Genomic DNA, 300 nt, shown 5'->3' on the forward strand with positions numbered 1-300 from the left:
CCTGGGCAAGATGGTGGAGATCGGGTCGGACGAGGAGATCTACGAGCACGCGACCCACCCGTACACGCAGGCGCTGCTGTCGGCGGTGCCGGTGCCGGATCCGTCCGGGCGTGAGGGGCGTGAGCGGATCATCCTGTCCGGGGACATTCCCTCGCCGGCGAATCCGCCGTCGGGCTGCCGGTTCCGTACCCGCTGCTGGAAGGCGGAGGAGCGGTGCTCGACCGAGGTGCCGCTGCTCGCGGTGCCCTCGCTGGAGGGCCGGGCCGCCCACGAGTCGGCCTGCCACTTCGCCGCGGTGCG

General features: G+C 72.7%; 1 protein-coding gene. It reads left to right on the top strand.

The annotated features are described in order from the left end of the window. Positions 1 to 300, top strand: a 300-nt coding sequence (locus UK12_RS35325; RefSeq protein WP_045307319.1) for an oligopeptide/dipeptide ABC transporter ATP-binding protein, incomplete at both ends; no start/stop codon positions are given.

The sequence above is a fragment of the Saccharothrix sp. ST-888 genome, assembly GCF_000955975.1.
Classification (GTDB): Bacteria; Actinomycetota; Actinomycetes; order Streptomycetales; family Streptomycetaceae; genus Kitasatospora.